Annotated in this window: 12 protein-coding genes, 1 other RNA gene and 2 pseudogenes; 7 read left to right on the top strand and 8 right to left on the bottom strand. The window is 59.6% G+C overall.

The features are described 5' to 3' along the window. Positions 1 to 111: 111 nt before the first annotated feature. The 6 genes and pseudogenes from rnpB to G3A56_RS15365 form a co-directional block, all read right to left on the bottom strand. An RNA gene (gene rnpB / locus G3A56_RS15390) (RNase P RNA component class A) lies at positions 112 to 513 on the bottom strand. A gap of 56 nt (positions 514 to 569) precedes the next feature. Beyond that, positions 570 to 1,760 (bottom strand): FAD-dependent oxidoreductase, encoded by a 1,191-nt coding sequence (locus G3A56_RS15385; RefSeq protein WP_082182653.1) that lies wholly within the window; start codon positions 1,758 to 1,760, stop codon positions 570 to 572. A 59-nt stretch (positions 1,761 to 1,819) separates the two neighbouring features. Beyond that, positions 1,820 to 3,007, bottom strand: coding sequence for an NAD(P)/FAD-dependent oxidoreductase (locus G3A56_RS15380; RefSeq protein ID WP_082182654.1), 1,188 nt, complete (start codon positions 3,005 to 3,007; stop codon positions 1,820 to 1,822). 123 nt (positions 3,008 to 3,130) lie between these two features. After that, positions 3,131 to 3,669, bottom strand: a pseudogene (locus tag G3A56_RS15375) (lytic transglycosylase domain-containing protein). A gap of 247 nt (positions 3,670 to 3,916) precedes the next feature. Beyond that, entirely contained in the window at positions 3,917 to 4,684 is a 768-nt protein-coding gene (locus G3A56_RS15370) for an N-acetylmuramoyl-L-alanine amidase (protein WP_035220426.1), read from the bottom strand. Beyond that, positions 4,681 to 5,421 (bottom strand): J domain-containing protein, encoded by a 741-nt coding sequence (locus G3A56_RS15365; protein WP_035220735.1) that lies wholly within the window; start codon positions 5,419 to 5,421, stop codon positions 4,681 to 4,683. Before G3A56_RS15365 ends, G3A56_RS15370 begins: the two co-directional genes overlap by 4 nt. A 317-nt stretch (positions 5,422 to 5,738) precedes the next feature. Between G3A56_RS15365 and G3A56_RS15360 the strand changes: the two genes are divergently transcribed. From G3A56_RS15360 to G3A56_RS15330, 7 genes and pseudogenes are all read left to right on the top strand, one after another. Further along, a complete protein-coding gene (locus tag G3A56_RS15360) occupies positions 5,739 to 6,950 on the top strand; it encodes a pyrophosphate--fructose-6-phosphate 1-phosphotransferase (RefSeq protein ID WP_003494859.1) in 1,212 nt (403 codons plus the stop codon). Between the two features lie 51 nt (positions 6,951 to 7,001). Then, positions 7,002 to 7,637 carry a LysE family translocator gene (locus tag G3A56_RS15355; protein ID WP_082182656.1) on the top strand — a complete coding sequence of 212 codons (636 nt, stop codon included), beginning with the start codon at positions 7,002 to 7,004 and terminating at the stop codon, positions 7,635 to 7,637. A gap of 136 nt (positions 7,638 to 7,773) precedes the next feature. Next, complete coding sequence (locus tag G3A56_RS15350; RefSeq protein ID WP_082182657.1) at positions 7,774 to 8,844, top strand: lytic transglycosylase domain-containing protein; 1,071 nt, start codon at positions 7,774 to 7,776, stop codon at positions 8,842 to 8,844. Between the two features lie 307 nt (positions 8,845 to 9,151). Beyond that, positions 9,152 to 10,402 (top strand): BtaA family protein, encoded by a 1,251-nt coding sequence (locus G3A56_RS15345; RefSeq protein WP_082182658.1) that lies wholly within the window; start codon positions 9,152 to 9,154, stop codon positions 10,400 to 10,402. Next, positions 10,399 to 11,115: a class I SAM-dependent methyltransferase gene (locus G3A56_RS15340; protein ID WP_164056493.1), complete on the top strand. Its 717-nt coding sequence runs from the start codon at positions 10,399 to 10,401 to the stop codon at positions 11,113 to 11,115. The genes G3A56_RS15345 and G3A56_RS15340 overlap by 4 nt, the downstream gene beginning before the upstream one ends. Positions 11,116 to 11,363: 248 nt before the next feature. Beyond that, the gene (locus G3A56_RS15335) at positions 11,364 to 12,143 is read left to right on the top strand and encodes a glycoside hydrolase family 25 protein (protein ID WP_035242212.1); all 780 of its coding nucleotides are present in this window, start codon (positions 11,364 to 11,366) and stop codon (positions 12,141 to 12,143) included. A gap of 122 nt (positions 12,144 to 12,265) precedes the next feature. Next, positions 12,266 to 13,491 (top strand): annotated as a pseudogene (locus G3A56_RS15330) (lytic murein transglycosylase). 465 nt (positions 13,492 to 13,956) lie between these two features. Here the strand turns inward: G3A56_RS15330 and metF are convergent. Then, a complete protein-coding gene (metF, locus tag G3A56_RS15325) occupies positions 13,957 to 14,850 on the bottom strand; it encodes a methylenetetrahydrofolate reductase [NAD(P)H] (protein WP_035242210.1) in 894 nt (297 codons plus the stop codon). Between the two features lies 1 nt (position 14,851). Further along, the gene (locus G3A56_RS15320) at positions 14,852 to 15,865 is read right to left on the bottom strand and encodes an ArsR/SmtB family transcription factor (RefSeq protein ID WP_035242208.1); all 1,014 of its coding nucleotides are present in this window, start codon (positions 15,863 to 15,865) and stop codon (positions 14,852 to 14,854) included. Positions 15,866 to 15,870 lie beyond the last annotated feature (5 nt).

Below are 15,870 nucleotides of genomic sequence, written 5' to 3'. Positions count from 1 at the left end.
CGATGCTTTTTCACCGTACACGAAGGCACGGTGAAACCGCGGTTTTTCTGTTTTAAAACAATGAAATGATTGCACGATACCGCGGTGCCCGCATACGGATCGGAAGGAAAATTCGCCAGTTGGCCTGTAAGCCGGGTTCTGTATGGCCCCGGTTTGACCCGGAACGTGGCAGCCATTCATCTGGGACGGCATTTGCATGCCGCCTCTCGCAACCCACCCGGATGACGGGCCCGGAAACCGGCTGTAAACGAGCTTTCGCCCATCCCATGTCATCCCTATTCGGTCTTGCTCCCGGTGGGGTTTACCTTGCCACCACTGTCACCAGCGGCGCGGTGGGCTCTTACCCCACCCTTTCACCCTTACCATGCCAGGCATGGCGGTTTGCTCTCTGTGGCACTTTCCCTGGGGTCGCCCCCGCCGGACGTTATCCGGCACCGTATTTCCGTGGAGCCCGGACTTTCCTCACCTTACCGTCTTTCGACATTGGTAAAGCGCGGCTGCCCGGCCAACTGGCTTGGGCTGCATAACCATGTTCCGGGGCGAAAGCCACCGAAAAGCGCAATGAAAGATCAAAGAAATGCCGGCTTGAAATCCGCGGCATAAGCCCCGTCGCCGATTTTTCCGTCTAGCAGCAGCGCAGCGCCGAGCCGCCCGATCTCATCGGAACTCTTCGCCGCCGTGCCGTTGCCACCGGTCAGAACCGCAATGCGCGGTGACGTCGTAAAGCCGATGGCCGGATAACCGCCTGGCGTTTTGGAAACCACGCAGGCAGCCATGGAAATGCGCGAGCGGTCGATGGACGGCACCAAAGTCGCGACGATGTCCGAGAGATGGTCACGCGCGCTTTCACGCCCGCCGGAGCGGAACCATGCGCGGATCTCGGGATCGCTGCCGACGAGCTTGTCGTCGGGATCGCCGCCGATCTTCAGGTAGAACTTGCCGTCGGGATACCGCACGGGCGGCAGCAGATAGATATGTTTCGTCGTGTCGTGAGGCTCATAGATCAGCGACGGCATGCCCGCATATTGCTCCAGATCCGCTTCATCGATCTCGAAGAAAGCGACAGTGCGCGCATGGACATTGAGAGCAACCGGCTGCGGCAGAAGATCCTTCGTGATCGAAAAACCGCCAGCCGCGACCAGCACCCGGTCCGCCGCGTAGACCGCACCCGAGGCCGTCTCCACTATTGCCCTGCCAGCCTCTTCCCGCGTCGATACGACGACATCGTCGACGAGCGTGACGCCGGCTTTATCTGCCAGAACGCTCTGCGCCTTCACCAGCGCGCGCGGATTGACGTAACCCGCATTGTCCTTTTCGAACACGCCCTCGCTGCCCGGCTCGAAGGAGAAATAGGGAAAGTCATTTCTCAGGCTCTCATCATTCATGAGTTCCGTGGAGACGCCAAGCCGTTCCGCCGCCTTGAGGACATTGCCGATAAAAGGATTGTCGCCTCCCCGTCCCGGCCCAACGATCAGGCAGCCGACAGGCGCGTAAAACTCCACCCCGCTCCTTGCCGTTATATCGGCGTAGCGTGCAATCGAGCGATTGGCGAGCAGGGCCCAATCGGCATCGCTGTCGATGGTGCGGGTAATACGCGCTTCATCGTAATGGCTGGCAAAAACACCCTGATGCGACGTGATATCGGCAGGCTCACCGGGGCCGATCAGCGCGACGCCATCCACCTTTTCCGCCAGATGGCGGGCGGCGGCGGCACCCATCATGCCGCGACCGACGACGATATATTTGAAATGCCCCGACATGCCGCCCTCTTCATCCGCTCTGTTCAGTCGCAACCTTGTAGCCGCTCCACAGAAGGATGTCAGATAAAAACCGGCGACATTTCGGCGGCAAAATCATTCTCGGTCAGCTGGCCGTCCAGAAGCAGCACCGCGCCCAGCCGCCCGATCTCATCCGACGACTTGGCGGAAACGAAATTGCCGCCGGTCAGAACCGCGATGTTGGAAGATTGCGTATAGCCGATATAGGGATAGCCGCTGCGGGTGATGGAGGCGACGCAGGAGCCCGATGTCACCGGGCAACCCGCAAGTTCCGGCATCAGCGACAGCGCCCGCTTTTTCAGGAACTCGACCTCGCCAGGTGTGCCGTCCGAATGGAACCAGTCGATAGCCTCGGCAAGCGTTTCGAGCCTGCCCTTTTCGCTTTCGCCGCCGATCTTCAGATAGACCTTGCCGTCGGGATAATGCACGGGCGGAAGAATATAGACGATATCGTCCTCAGTCTCCGCCAGCACGATGGTCGAGGGCATGGTGCCGAAAAGGGCCTGCCTTGCGTCATCAAGCTCGAAAAAGGCAATGGTGCGGCCCGCCGCCGCCATATCGACCGGCGACGGCAGAAGATCGGCCATGTTGGTGAAACCGCCGGCTGCGACGATGACCTTTTCAGCCGTGTGCACGGCCCCTTCCCGGGTCGAAACCTCCACACCCTTGGAGGTATCGCGAATATGCGCCGCCGTCTCGCGCACCAGCCGCGCGCCCTGCGCCGCGGCAACGGTGCATTGCGCCTTCACCAGGGCGCGTGGATTGACGTGCCCGGCATTGCGCGCCTCGAAATAACCGTTGTGATCGGCAGGCAGGGAAAACATCGCGAAGCGGCCGACAAGCCTGTCGCTGCCGATCGTTTCCACGCCAAGACCGAGACGGCCCGCTGAGGAAAGCGCGCGCGACACATAGTCTCCGGCAAGCCCCTTGCCATTTCCGGTAAACAGGCAGCCCGCTTCGGTGAAGAAACGGATGCCGCTTTTTGCCTCGATCTCCGTATAGCGCCGGATGGAGCGTTGCGCCAATTCCGCCCAGACCGGATCGCCGTCGAAACCACGGGTGATGCGCGCTTCATCGTAGTGGCTTGAAAACACGCCGGTATGGGTTTTGCGATCGGCGGGTTCGTCCGGTCCGATCAGCGCCACGCCATCCGTTTGCGCCGAAAGGTGCCGCGCCGCCGCCGCACCCATCATTCCAGCCCCGACGACGATATATTTGAAATCCGGCATGCCATGCTCCGTATCAGATTTATTCCTGACTACAGCATGCGGGCATGAACCGGAATCGATTTCCGTGACGTCCGAAGCATGTGGCGCGCGAATCTGAAAGATCGCACGCCTTGGCGAAAGGCCTCAGCTGGCCAGAAGCGCCTGCACCTTGCCGCAATAACGCTTGGACACCGGGTTCATGCGGGTGGCGCCATGGCCGGCATTGTAACGCAGGATCGTGCTGCAAACCTCGCCGCCGCCAAGCTGATGGGCGGTCGCCAGATATTGCATGCCCAGCGAATATTGGTCTCGGGATCATAAAGAGCCTTGGTCGTGCCGCGAAAGCCCATCATGCGCGCCGTTGCCGGCTTGATCTGCATCAGCCCGACCTCGCCTGCGCTGCCGCGGGCCTTGGGATTGAACCTGCTTTCCACAGAAACGACGGCATGCGCCAGATTGGTGGGAACGCCGTAACGCTTGGCATATTTGACGATCAGATCGGAATAATCATTCTTGAGCGACGAAGGCAGACTCTTTTCCGGAATGGGATAACCGGGTTTGCGGAAGAAGGTCTCCAGCGTCACGGTCTTGGTCTTGACGTCCTCGTCTTTGGCAAAAGCAATCCCCGCCTGCGAAACGAGCATAGCAACGCCCGCTGCGACAGCAACAAAAACTCTGTTCATATGCTGAAAAAGTCTCCAGATCGGATAACCGGAACAATGAAACGATACAAATGTCCAGCGCGTGGAAAGTCGATCACGACCTTCCACAGTCCAGTCTCCTTGATTGATATTGACGGCAAGTTCCCCTGAAGAACAGCACCGCGTCCAGTGCCGTTCTTAGACTTCCTCAATGCGGATTAACTGTGGCACATCAAAAAAAGCGACTTGAACGCCCCGAAAACGGGGAACTATTTTCCAGAATTCGCGTTTAAGCGGCCGAAAATTTCGGCAGGCTGGCAATCAACCGGTGAAGCGTGTCAATAGTGGAAAAATCCGCGATGCCATCCACCAGCGCCGGGCGGAAATGCCGCTGGAAGGCGGCCACGGCACCCTCCGTCTTCTCACAATAAGCGCCTGTTATTTCAACGCCGTATCCGTATATGGAAAGCATCGATTGCAACGCTTCCACCGGCTGGCCATGGTCGCCGCGCTGGAAAAAGCGTCCGCCGCGGATCGGCGCGGGTTCAACCCAATGGCCGACACCGTGCTGCGACAGGATGTCCCACGGGAATTTTTCACCCGGATCGACCTTGCGGATCGGCGCCACATCCGAATGCGCAAGCACCCTTTCAGGGGCGATATTCCAGCGCTGGCCGCAATCGCGACACAATTCGATGACGGCGGCCACCTGTTTTTCCGGAAATTCCGGCAGGCCGCCGGGATGCCCCTGATTGGCGATTTCGATGCCGATGGATCGGGAATTGATGTCCTCATCGCCCGCCCAGGTGCTTTTGCCCGCATGCCAGGCACGGCGGGTTTCAGGAACCATCTGAATGACGCGCCCGTCCTCGAAGACGAAATAATGGCTGGAGACCTGGCTTTCGGGATTGCAGAGCCACGAAAGCGCGCCATCGGCGGTCGTCATGCCTGTATAATGCAGGAGGATGATATCCGGGCCTGCCACGCCCTGTCTTTCGCCATGGTTGGGCGAAGGCGCAACGGCTGCGCCCTTGAAGTCCGGCAGAAATTCACTCATGCGACGCGGCGTTCTTTCTCGATGGCCGCATAGGCGGCATTGAGGGCCGCCATACGCTCATTCGCGGCGGCATGCAATTCCATCGGCACGCCGCGTGCGATGAGCTTGTCCGGATGATGCTCGGCGACCAGCGAACGGTAACGCTTGCGAATATCCAGAAAGTCGTCCGAGGGCGAAACGCCGAGCACGCGGTAGGGATCGCGCCCATCCATGTGAACGTGCCGCGCCATGATCGTTTCAAAGTGATCTTCGGTGATATGGAAGATTTCCGCGATACGGCCGAGGAAAGCCAGCTCCCGTTCGTGGATCAGCCCGTCAGCCTTGGCGATGTGGAACAGACCGTCAATGACGCTTTCCAGCATCTCGCAATTGTCATGGCCGGAACCGCACAGACCGGCAAGACGCTCGGCATAGGCCTCATAACCGGCAACGTCCTGTCGCGCGAGATTATAAAGACGCGCGACGTTTCTAGCTTCTTCTTCGGGAAAGTCGAAGATCTGCCGGAAAGCGCGCACCTCGGCATCGTTGACGACACCATCGGCCTTCGCCATCTTTGCGGAGAGTGCAATGATTGCAACCGAGAATGAAACCTTGCGGCGGGTTTCCGGATCTCCCTCGAAGAGGGTGCGGATAGCTTCCACCACGCGTCCGAGCGCGCCACCTGCCGCGTCGCCGATTGCGCCGAGCAGCCGCTCCCACAGGGATGAAATTTGCAGACAGGCGAAATCGAACATCATGCAACAAGCATGACGGGATATTGCCGCGAATGCAATATGCCCCGCAACGCTGCGGCATTAACTTTTATTCATCTTTGCGACAGTTTTGCTTCAGGAACAAGAGCGCGGCAACCGACACGACTGCAGTTTTCCACAGGCTGCGCGAACACGGGACAGACGATACGGATTGAAACGATTATATTCGGACTCCTTCCTCAAGCCGCTGAAAAACCGCGAGAAATCGGCGTTTTTCTTGATAAATTCACTTTACACCTACACGTGGCTGTCGCATCCATTTGCCAGACATGTCTTTGAATATACGCAAAAGGAGAGCCACGATGGCCAAACAGAAAGTCGCAATGCTGACCGCGGGTGGCCTTGCGCCCTGTCTCTCTTCCGCCGTTGGCGGCCTGATCGAACGCTACAGCGACATTGCGCCTGAGATCGACATCGTGGCCTATCGCTCCGGTTACCAGGGCGTGCTTCTGGGTGACCGCATCGAAATCACCAAGGACATGCGCGAAAAGGCCCCGCTGCTGCACCGTTACGGCGGATCGCCGATCGGCAACAGCCGCGTCAAGCTCACCAATGCCGCCGATTGCGCCAAGCGCGGACTGGTGAAAGAGGGTGACAACCCGCTGCGCGTCGCCGCCGAACGGCTGGCCGCTGACGGTATCACCATTCTCCACACCATCGGTGGCGATGACACCAACACGACGGCCGCCGACCTTGCCGCCTATCTCGGCGCGAACGGCTATGACCTGACCGTCGTCGGCCTGCCGAAGACGGTGGACAATGACGTAGTGCCGATCAAGCAGTCGCTGGGCGCCTGGACCGCCGCCGAAGTCGGCGCTTCCTTCTTCGACAATGTCAGCAACGAACAGAGCGCTGCCCCGAAGACCTTTGTCATCCACGAAGTCATGGGCCGTCACTGTGGCTGGCTGACGGCCGCGACCGCGCGCGCCTATATTCAGAAGACCAGCGGCAATGAATATGTCGAAGGCCTGATGATGAACACGCAGATGAAGAATATCGACGGCATCTACCTGCCGGAAATGGCCTTCGACATCGAGGCGGAAGCCGAACGCCTGAAGGCCATCATGGACAGGCACGGCTATGTCACGCTGTTCGTTTCCGAAGGTGCTGGCCTCGATTCCATCGTTGCCGAGCGTGAAGCCTCCGGCGAGGCCGTCAAGCGCGATGCCTTCGGGCATGTGAAGATCGACACCATCAATGTCGGCGGCTGGTTCCAGAAGCAGTTTGCCGGCCTCATCGGCGCCGAACGCTCCATGGTGCAGAAGTCTGGCTATTTCGCGCGCTCCGCGCCCGCCAATGGCGACGATCTGCGCCTCATCCAGGGCATGGTTGATCTCGCCGTCGAAAGCGCGCTCAACAAGGTCTCGGGCGTCACCGGCCATGATGAAGACCAGAACGGCAAATTGCGGACCATCGAGTTTCCGCGTATCAAGGGCGGAAAGCATTTCGACCTTTCTGCAAAATGGTTTACCGAAGTGATGGAACACGTCGGTCAACCGTTCACAGCGGCCTAATTTTACGATAGGCTAATTAATGCGGTGACAGGGAGGGCAAGGAGGAAGAGAATGTCTGGACAGGCCTGGCTGATTTTTTGTGCAGCATGTGCCGTTGTGTTCGCACTTCCCTCTCCCCTTGTATTCTCCGTGGCTTCCTATGCCGGCATTCGCGGCAGGAAAACGGTCTTCGCCTCCGTCAGCGGCGGAGCGCTCGGTATTGTCACGGCCATGACGATTTCGGCCATTCCGGTGGCCGGGCTCACCTATTTGCCGCAATCCTTCGTGGAGATCGTTCAATGGGCCGGCCTTGGCTGGCTCATGCTGTTCCTGCTCTGGACCTTTGCCACGCCCGCAGCCCAGGCGGCCAATGCGGATAACGACAATCTGCCGGGCAAGTCCTGGAGCGGCATTTTCCGCGACTGCTACGCCATGGCCGCGTTGCGCCCGCGCTATTTCGCGTTCTTCCTGGCGCTGTTACCGCAGTTTGTTTCCGCCTCCGGCAATGCCATCGAAACATTCGCCACGGCTCAGGCCGCAATCATGCTGGTGGCGCTTGCCGTTCTCACCCTGCAGGCGCTGTTTTTCAGCTCCACGCTTTCGCTGGTGCGCCGCATGTCCGGCAACAAAAAAATCCGGCCGAAATACCGCACCCACTTCATTTCCGGCCGCGCCGTCAGCGCCGGCTACAGGCGCATCGCGGCCTGAAAAACCGCCTGAAAGCCGGGGAGCCACGTCCCGGCTTGCCGCTATCCTTACAATAGGTTAATGAAGGCTCGACGGGACACTGCCTGCTTCGCTTGACGCGGGGGTATCGAGAGACAGGCATAACGAAGGCGGCAACATGCGAAATTCGGGCAAATTCCGCGGAAGAAGTGCAGTTCTTCTGTCTTCCACCGTGGGCCTCGCACTGGCATTGGCTGGATGCACAAGTGTCGAATATACCGCCAAGGAAGGGCCGGACGGCCCGAAAATTGCGGCAGTCAACCCCACTGCCGCTCCTGCGCAGGCATCGACACAGCCGGCAACGGCTGAAACCGCAGCAGGCGTAACGCCGGCCGCACCGGCGACAGACGCCGCCACCGCTTCGCAACCTGCAACGCTTCCTACCGCCGTCGCCGTCAAGGGTGGCCGTGTGGCCCTGCCGCCAGCCTCTGAAATCGCAGCAGCAGCGGCGATCAGCGCCCAGATGCAGCAACCGGCAGAGATGGCGCTGGCGACCGTGACGACGTCAGCGCCGGCCACAGCGGCTGCTCTCGCACCCCATGCCGCAACGCCGGCAGCAACCGCGATCGAGACAGCTGGAGCCGCAGCACAATCGTCCACCCACAACGCCGCCGCCGATCTGCCGCAGGTGGTTGCCGTCAAGGGCAGCTTCCCGCCCGCGCCGCCGCCACCTGGCACCCCATCGATCGGCACCGAACTGACGGCCGAGCGCAAGGTCATTCCGCTGCCGAAGCCTGACAGCACGGTTCTCGCCTATGCCGCGGGCCCGACCAATGCCGCCCTTGCCGCCATCCGGCAGAATGAAACCGTGACGGCTCCTCTCAAGTCGGCACCTGCCGGGCGCGAAAAACTGAGTGGGCTGATTTCGAAATATGCGGTCATGTATAATGTGCCGGAAGATCTGGTGCACCGCGTGGTCCAGCGTGAAAGCATGTACAATCCCGGCGCCTATAATGGCGGCCACTTCGGTCTGATGCAGATCAAGCACGCCACTGCCCGCTCCATGGGCTTTGATGGCCCCGCTTCCGGCCTGTTCGACGCCGAAACGAACCTCAAATACGCCGTCAAATATCTGCGTGGCGCATGGCTTGTGGCCGATAGCAACCGCGACAACGCAGTCCGTCTTTATGCACGCGGTTATTACTACGACGCCAAGCGCAAGGGCATGCTGCACGTTCTGCGCAAGTGATTGCTTCGAGGCTGCATCGGGAACACCATCCAGATCAGGCTGGTTTCTTGATACTGGCGGCGAAAAGCGCCGAAAAACCTCTCCGTCATCCTCGGGCTTGACCCGAGGATTAACGATTTCGACGTACTCATGGATCCTCGGGTCACGCCCGAGGATGGCGCCACGACCGGTGAGAACACCCTCAGCGCTTTGCAAAGTCGATCCGTTTCATGCGTCTTTTCGATTCGTTGCTTCCGCCCACAGCCCCTGTCATCAAACTGTAGCGTCACGGCTGTAGACGCCTCTCAATCGACTGAGAGGTGAACATATGACGAGTGCGGCACCCAAGACCGGCTTCAGCAAAAACACAAAACTGAAGTCCGCGCTGCTCCAGCACAAGGCACTCTCGAAAAGCGGTCTTTCCGAACGGTTCTTCGGCGTCCTGTTTTCCGGCCTCGTTTATCCGCAGATCTGGGAAGACCCGGAAATCGACATGGAAGCGATGGAGCTTGGCGAAGGCCACCGCATCGTCACCATCGGCTCGGGCGGCTGCAACATGCTGGCCTATCTCTCCCGCAATCCGGCCAGCATCGATGTGGTGGATTTGAACCCGCATCACATCGCTCTCAACAAGCTGAAGCTGGCCGCCTTCCGCCATCTGCCCGCCCATCAGGACGTTGTTCGCCAGTTCGGCCGCGCCAATACGCGCAGCAACAGCCATGGTTATGACCGCTTCATCGCCGACCATCTCGATGACACGACCAAGGCCTACTGGTCGAAGCGTACGCTGTCCGGCCGTCGTCGCATCTCGGTCTTTGACCGGAACATCTACCGCACCGGCCTGCTCGGCCGTTTCATCGGTGCCGGCCATCTCATGGCCCGCCTGCACGGCGTCAAGTTGACGGAAATGGCTCAAAGCCGCTCAATTGCCGAACAGCGCCAGTTTTTCGACAGCAAGGTCGCGCCGCTATTCGACAAGCCCGTGGTACGCTGGCTGACGAAGCGCAAAAGCTCGCTTTTCGGCCTCGGCATTCCGCCCCGGCAATATGACGAGCTGGCAAGCCTTTCGAACGATGGCACGGTTGCCTCCGTGCTCAAGGAGCGGCTGGAAAAGCTCGCCTGCAACTTCCCGCTTAGCGACAATTATTTCGCCTGGCAGGCCTTCGCACGCCGTTATCCCGAGCCGCACGAGGGTGCCCTGCCCGCCTATCTCAAGCCGGAATATTACGAGACGATCCGCAACAACACCGCCCGCGTCGCGGTGCATCACGCCACCTATACCGAGCTTCTTTCCAAGAAGCCGGCAAACGGCGTCGACCGTTATATCCTCCTCGACGCGCAGGACTGGATGACGGATGTGCAGCTCAACGAATTGTGGTCGCAGATCAGCCGCACCGCCGCTCCCGGTGCGCGTGTCATCTTCCGCACCGCCGCCGAAAAGAGCGTCATCGAAGGCAGGCTCTCCACTGACATCCGCAACCAGTGGGTCTATCTCGAGGAGCGTTCCCAGGAACTGAACGCCATGGATCGCTCAGCCATCTATGGCGGCTTCCATATCTATCAGAGGGCTATGGCATGAAAACCGTCGGCGAGAATGTGGGTCTTGCAGATGAAGCCCATGCGGGCCTGATGGACCGCATGTATCGCCACCAGCGGCACATCTACGATATCACCCGCAAATACTACCTTCTCGGCCGTGACAGGACCATTTCCGGCCTGGACGTGCCAAAAGACGGCACGCTGCTTGAAATCGGCTGTGGCACCGGCCGCAACCTGCTTCTGGCCAGCCGGAAGTTTCCGCAGGCAAGATTGTTCGGCCTCGATATCTCCTCCGAAATGCTGCTGACCGCATCCGAGAATTTTGTCGGCAAGGCAGAGCGACCCATTCTGCGTGTGGCCGACGCCACCGCTTTCCGCGCCGCCGAATTCGGCCAGCCCGACGGTTTCGACCGCGTCATGATCCCCTATGCGCTGTCGATGATACCGGATTGGGAAAAGGCGATAGAACAGGCTCTTTCCGCGCTCAAGCCCGGCGGCTCCCTGCATATTGTCGATTTCGGCCAGCAGGAACAATTGCCGAAGTGGTTCCGCACACTTCTGCAGGCATGGCTCACCCGTTTTCACGTCACGCCCCGTGCCAATCTTCGTTATGTTCTGGCCAATATGGCCGGCCGCTTTGACGGCAATCTCGAATTCGAGGAAATCGCACGGGGTTACGCCTGGCGGGCCGTCATCACGCTTCCGGTCACCGAAACACAGCCGAAAATCAGTCGCATCCTCGCCGACGCCTGATCCTCGAAGAGCTTCCGGCGTCTCGGCAAAGGCAGGTGTGGTGCTGCGACCAGGGCTTCCCACTCGGGAATTCTTGCCGTCATCCCAGCCTTGTGACTGCAAATCGCTTCAAATACAGCGGCTTGCGCGGTCGAAAAAAGCGGTTACCCCTTGCCATAACCGCTTGTTTACCATGTTATGGGTAAATCGGGAGATGCAGCGCGCCATTTGCGGCTGCGGGATGGGCAACACTTTCATTCAGGGTTCCAATGCGGCTGCGTTTATCGGCACTACTGTCGGCTTTGCTGTTGATCGGCGGCTGCACGTCCACGAGTTACGACCTGCTTGAAACCGCGTCCGTGTCCAAGCCGAAATTTTCCGATACCGATCCGCAGGATTTCGGCATGAACAACCCGCATCGCCACGAGGTGCACGGCATCGACGTGTCCAAGTGGAACGGTGATGTCGATTGGCGTACCGTGCGCAAATCCGGCGTTTCCTTCGTCTTCATCAAGGCGACGGAAGGGTCAGACCGCATCGATCCCAAATTCGGCGACCATTGGCGCAGCGCGGCAGCTGCGGATATTCTGCACGCGCCCTATCATTTCTATTATTTCTGCTCGACGGCAGACGCTCAGGCCGACTGGTTCATTCGCAACGTGCCGAAAGATGCCGTCACCCTGCCCCCGGTTCTCGACGTGGAGTGGAACCCCTCCTCGCCCACCTGCAAGACGCGCCCGGCACCTGGCATCGTTCGCGCGGAGATGCAGCGTTTCCTCGATCGCATCGAAGCCCACTACGGCAAGCGCCCGATCATCTATACCTCGGTCGACTTCCACCGTGACAATCTCGTCGGCCAGTTCAAGGATTACCATTTCTGGGTGCGCTCCGTCGCCGCCCATCCGGCCAAGATTTACGAGGACCGGAAATGGGCCTTCTGGCAATATACGGCAACCGGCGTCGTGCCCGGCGTCAACGGCCCAACGGACATCAATGTCTTTGCCGGTACGGAGAAAAATTGGCGTCAATGGATCGCTTCCGCCAAATAAGACGGCCAAGAAGCAACACTTTCGAAAAATCGGCGTTGTTGTGCAACGTCAGATCGCTCGGTCCGTTTTTTTGTCGCAAACATATGGGTAAAGCGGGCCAACAACCTATTGAGGAAATTCCCATGCCCACGTTCCGGTCGCGCAGCATCCTTTTTGCCGCCGCTCTCTCGCTTTTGTCTTCCAGCTCGGCTTTCGCCACGCCACCCGTGGCCTCGCCTGAGGATCCCAAGCAGGTGGCCTGCGGCGGCGATCTCGGCGCATTTCTTGAGGGCGTGAAAGCCGATGCCGCAGCCAAGGGCGTTCCAGCCGATGCGATCCAGAAGGCGCTCGCCGGCGCGCAGATCGATCCCAAGGTCCTGTCGCGTGACCGCGCCCAGGGCGTCTTCCGCCAGACCTTCCTGGAATTCTCCCAACGCACCGTCAGCCAGGCCCGTCTCGATATCGGCCGCAGGAAGCTTCAGGAACTGTCCTCGACCTTTGCCCGCGCTGAAAATGAATTCGGCGTACCGGCCGGCGTCATCGCCGCCTTCTGGGCCATGGAAACCGATTTCGGCGCCGTTCAGGGTGATTTCAACACCCGCAACGCGCTGGTGACCCTCTCCCATGATTGCCGCCGCCCGGAACTCTTCCGTCCGCAATTGCTGGCGCTCATCGAAATGGTCCAGCACGGCGATCTCGATCCCGCCGCCAATACTGGCGCATGGGCCGGTGAAATCGGCCAGGTACAGATGCTGCCGAAGGACATCATCGCTTTCGGCGTCGATGGCGACGGCGATGGCCATATCAACGTCAAGAGCAGCGGCCCGGATGCGATCCTGACGGCTGCAAAGTTCATCCAGCATCTCGGCTTCAAGAAGGGCGAACCCTGGATCCAGGAAGTCTCCGTGCCGGAAAACCTGCCCTGGGAAAAATCAGGCCTCGGTGGCTCGCTCACCGCCGGCGACTGGTTTGCGCTTGGCGTGACGCCGCGCGACGGCAACAGGAATTTCGCTTCCCTGCCCGCAGCCCTCATCATGCCGCAGGGCCGCAAGGGACCGACCTTCATCACCTACCCCAACTTCAACATCTATCTGGAATGGAACCAGTCGTTCATCTACACGACCTCGGCCGCCTATTTCGCCACCCGCCTGATGGGCGCCCCCGTCTATAACAAGGGTAACCCGAGCCGGGCTTCGACGACGCGACCATGAAGGAACTTCAGACCAAGCTCGAAGCGCGCGGCCACAATGTCGGCAAGGTGGATGGCATTCTCGGTTCCGGCACCCGCGTTGCTATCCAGAAGGAACAGCAGCGTCTCGGAATACCCGCAGATGGCTGGCCGTCGGCAGAACTTCTGCAGGCGCTTTAAGCAATCTTAACGGCGCTGTCAGGCCTTTAATCTGTGGGCCGGAATCAAGGCGGAAATCGTTAATCTCGACCGGATGACTGGGGATAACACCCCGGTCATTTACTTTTTTTAAAGATATGAAGCACTGCGTGATAAGAAAATAATCATTTAATTTCAATTTGTTACGCGAGTATCCTTTTTACGCCGCGCCAAAGCGTGCTGCACTGCGTCACAGAAACCGCTTTTCAACTGCCACAAAACGGTCATATTATCGAACCTGTCAACAACAGGAGGCACCCATGGGACTTACAAAATCTCTCAATGCCTTGGCAGTCGGTTTGGCGTTTTTGTTCGTAGCGATGATGCTTTTCATCTGACGAGACGTGAAGACCAAACGCAGTTAAGAACCGTAGATGACACGAATTTAAAAAGCGCAGGCCCTGAGGGACCTGCGCTTTTTTCATGGCGGAAATCCGCTGATTGACATCAGGCGGCGCTGCGGCGCAGACGCTCCAGCCCGAGATTTTCAAGCACCGCATCAACCAGCGGCGCACGGTTCATGGTGTAGAGGTGGAATTCGCTGACACCCCGCCGCTGCAAGTCGGCGATCTGCTCGGCGGCAACTTCCGCAGCCACGCGGGCGCGTCCTTCGAGGTCGTCGTCATAGCCGGCAAAACGCTCATCCAGAAAACCGGGAACGCTGGTGCCGCAACGGCCGGCGAAACGCTTGAGCTGGGTGAGGTTCTGTATCGGCATGATGCCCGGCACCACCGGAATGGTAATGCCGGCCGCTGTCACCCGCTCCATATAACGCTCGAACACGTCATTGTCGAAGAAGAACTGTGTCAGCGCACGGGTAGCGCCATTATCCGCCTTGCGCTTCAGCATATCGATATCGACTGCCTCGCTCGCGCTTTCAGGGTGCTTTTCCGGATAGGCGGAAACGGAGACCTCGAAATCGCCGATCTCGCGCAGCCCCTTCACCAATGCGGCAGCGTTCTCGTAACCTTCCGGATGCGGCTTGTAGGCCGTGCCGATGCCGGTCGAGGGATCGCCGCGCAGCGCCACGAAATGGCGAACGCCGGCATTGCGAAACTCCTCGACGACCTGATGCACATCGTCACGGCTGGCATCCACGCAGGTCAGATGCGCGGCGGTCGGCAGATGGCTGTCCCCGATCATCCGACGCACCGCATCCAGCGTCGGCGCCTTGGTGGAACCGCCAGCGCCATAGGTGACGGAGACGAAATCCGGGTTCCATTTTTTCAGCTCTTCAACCGTCTCCCAGAGGTGGGTTTCCATCTCGGGATTCTTGGGCGGGAAAAATTCGAAAGACAACCGGATATCGCCATCGCGGCGCGCGGTTTCCGACCTCAACATATCATGCCCTCCCGGAGCCAAGTAAAACCACCTCTTGCACCACATCGTCTGCCATCAGCAGCCGCTGGTCGCGGGCAACCCATATTGTCACGTCCAGAGATTCGTCGGACGCTCGTTCAGAATGAAGATCGACAGCGCGCTCCAGAGAAAGCCCGGCCTTTTTCAGCCATTCTTCCATCAATGGATGCGAAAAGCCGAGCCGAACATGTGCATGTTCATCGCGCAGATATTCGAAGGAATGCGGCGCAAGATCGATGACGATCAGCCGGCCGCCGGGACGCAGCATGCGTGCTGCCTCGGAAAGCGCGATCTCCGGCTGGTCGAGAAAATGCAGAACCTGATGGATGACGATAAGATCGAAATCCTGGCCCTCCAGCGGCAGGTTGAGAATATCGCCATGGCGAACGGATGCATTGATCACGCCCGCCTTGTCGAGATTGGCGCGCGCCACCGACAGCATGTCACGGCTGGCATCCACACCGATTGCCCGGCGATAGATGCCGCTCAGAAGCTGGAGGATGCGGCCGGTGCCGGTGCCGAGATCGAGAAGCGAATCGATGGGCGTGGTGCCCACCAGCTTCAAGAGCGCGCCTTCCACGGCTTCGTCGCTCACATGCAGGCGGCGCAGCTCGTCCCAGGCGGATGCATTGCGGCTGAAATAATCCTGCGCCCGCTCCGCCCGCACCCGCTTGACGGCAGCAAGGCGCTCGCCATCGCGCTGGAGCACGGCGTCGGAGGGCGATGTAGCGCCAAGCAGCTGCCTGACGACGACGGCTGGCTCGCCATCCTGCCGCAAGCGGAAGTACGCCCAGGCCCCTTCCTGATAACGCTCGATCAGCCCTTCTTCCGTCAAGAGCTTGAGATGACGGGAGATGCGCGGCTGCGACTGGCCGAGAATTTCGGTAAGATCGGTGACTGTCAGATCGCCGGCCGCCAGAAGCGCCAGCAAGCGAAAGCGCGTCGGCTCTCCGGCCGCCTTCAAGAGATCCACCAATTTGTCCAAACCGAACGCCACGTCTG

Source organism: Rhizobium oryzihabitans, from assembly GCF_010669145.1.
Classification (GTDB): domain Bacteria; phylum Pseudomonadota; class Alphaproteobacteria; order Rhizobiales; family Rhizobiaceae; genus Agrobacterium; species Agrobacterium oryzihabitans.
The sequence above is the reverse complement of the archived record's forward strand: the minus strand, read 5'-3'. Positions and strand labels throughout refer to the sequence as shown.

Coding starts and splice junctions, on each gene's coding strand:
- G3A56_RS15385 (WP_082182653.1), bottom strand. CDS start 1,760: ATGTCGGGGCATTTCAAATATATCGTCGTCGGTCGCGGCATGATGGGT.
- G3A56_RS15380 (WP_082182654.1), bottom strand. CDS start 3,007: ATGCCGGATTTCAAATATATCGTCGTCGGGGCTGGAATGATGGGTGCG.
- G3A56_RS15370 (WP_035220426.1), bottom strand. CDS start 4,684: ATGAGTGAATTTCTGCCGGACTTCAAGGGCGCAGCCGTTGCGCCTTCG.
- G3A56_RS15365 (WP_035220735.1), bottom strand. CDS start 5,421: ATGATGTTCGATTTCGCCTGTCTGCAAATTTCATCCCTGTGGGAGCGG.
- G3A56_RS15360 (WP_003494859.1), top strand. CDS start 5,739: ATGGCCAAACAGAAAGTCGCAATGCTGACCGCGGGTGGCCTTGCGCCC.
- G3A56_RS15355 (WP_082182656.1), top strand. CDS start 7,002: ATGTCTGGACAGGCCTGGCTGATTTTTTGTGCAGCATGTGCCGTTGTG.
- G3A56_RS15350 (WP_082182657.1), top strand. CDS start 7,774: ATGCGAAATTCGGGCAAATTCCGCGGAAGAAGTGCAGTTCTTCTGTCT.
- G3A56_RS15345 (WP_082182658.1), top strand. CDS start 9,152: ATGACGAGTGCGGCACCCAAGACCGGCTTCAGCAAAAACACAAAACTG.
- G3A56_RS15340 (WP_164056493.1), top strand. CDS start 10,399: ATGAAAACCGTCGGCGAGAATGTGGGTCTTGCAGATGAAGCCCATGCG.
- G3A56_RS15335 (WP_035242212.1), top strand. CDS start 11,364: ATGCGGCTGCGTTTATCGGCACTACTGTCGGCTTTGCTGTTGATCGGC.
- metF (WP_035242210.1), bottom strand. CDS start 14,850: ATGTTGAGGTCGGAAACCGCGCGCCGCGATGGCGATATCCGGTTGTCT.